Source organism: Xanthomonas sp. SHU 308 (assembly GCF_000364645.1).
Classification (GTDB): domain Bacteria; phylum Pseudomonadota; class Gammaproteobacteria; order Xanthomonadales; family Xanthomonadaceae; genus Xanthomonas_A; species Xanthomonas_A sontii.
On sequence record NZ_AQOK01000504.1, the window covers coordinates 1 to 1,318 of the forward strand.

1 protein-coding gene is annotated in these 1,318 nt (G+C 72.4%); it reads right to left on the reverse strand.

The annotated features are described in order from the left end of the window. Positions 1-359: 359 nt before the first annotated feature. The coding region (locus D588_RS0115220; RefSeq protein WP_017916591.1) for a sigma-54-dependent Fis family transcriptional regulator at positions 360-1,318 on the reverse strand (959 nt) is incomplete at its 5' end.

The window sequence follows — 1,318 nt, forward strand, 5'->3', positions numbered from 1 at the left end:
GGCGGCGCCTTGGGCGGCGGCGGCGGCGGGGCCTTGGGCGGCGCGCTGCTGCACGCGGCCAGCATCAACAAGGCACTCGCGGCGAGGGGCAATCCATAACGCATCGACATCGACTCCTGTGGCAGGGCGAAACTAGAGGGGCGGCCGTGCAGACCCCATGAAGGTGCACGGGGCGCAGTCTAATCGTGCGGGATTGGGGATTGGGGATTGGGGATTGGGGATTCGCAAGAGCGTAGCGCCAGGCGGTTCGGCGCAATGACCTGCGACGTCATGCCGCAACACGCGCCGCATGCAGCGGGCGACATCGGACCGGACGTGGGGCCTCGCCGTTGCGAATCCCCAATCCCCAATCCCACCCCTCAGCGCCGCCGCCGCCCCGGCCCCAGCTTGCGGGTGACGGTGTTGCGGCCCACGCCCAGGCGGGCGGCGGCTTCGGCGCGGCGGCCCTGGGTGAAGCGCAGCGCCACTTCCAGCAGCGCCTTGTCGAAGCGTTCGCGGGCCTCGGCATGCAGGCCCTCGGCGCCGTCGGACAGGCGCTGCTGCGCCCAGGCCGACAGTTGCGTATCCCACTCGCCGCCGTCGCCGCTGCGCTCGCGGCGGCCGCCGCGCAGCAGGGCGGCCTCGACGTCGCCGGCATCGATGATTTCCGCCGGCGCCAGCGCGGCCAGACGCCAGCACACGTTCTCCAGTTCGCGCACGTTGCCCGGCCAGGGATAGGCGCGCAACGCGTCCAGCGCCGCCGGCGCCAGCCGCTTGGGCGGGGTGTCGAGCTTGCGCGCGGCCATCGCCAGGAAGTTCTCGGCCAGTTGCGGCACGTCGGCGCGCCGCTCGCGCAGCGGCGGCAACTGCAATCGCACCACGTCCAGGCGGTGCAACAGGTCGGCGCGGAAGCGGCCCTGTTCGACCAGCGCCTCCAGGTCCTGGTGGGTGGCGGCGATCACCCGCACGTCGACCCGGATCAGTTCGCGGCCGCCGACGCGGAAGAATTCGTTCTCGGCCAGCACGCGCAGCAGCCGGGTCTGCAGCGGCAGCGGCATATCGCCGATCTCGTCGAGGAACAGGGTGCCGCCGTCGGCCTGTTCGAAGCGGCCGATGTGGCGGCGCTGGGCGCCGGTGAAGGCGCCGGCCTCGTGGCCGAACAGCTCGCTCTCCAGCAGTTCGGCCGGGATCGCGGCGGTGTTGAGTGCGACGAACGGCTTGCGCGCGCGCGGCGATTCGGTGTGCAGCGCGTGCGCCACCAGTTCCTTGCCGGTGCCGGTCTCGCCGTTGATCAGCACCGACAGCGGCGCCTGCGCCAGCCGGCCGATGGCGCGGAACA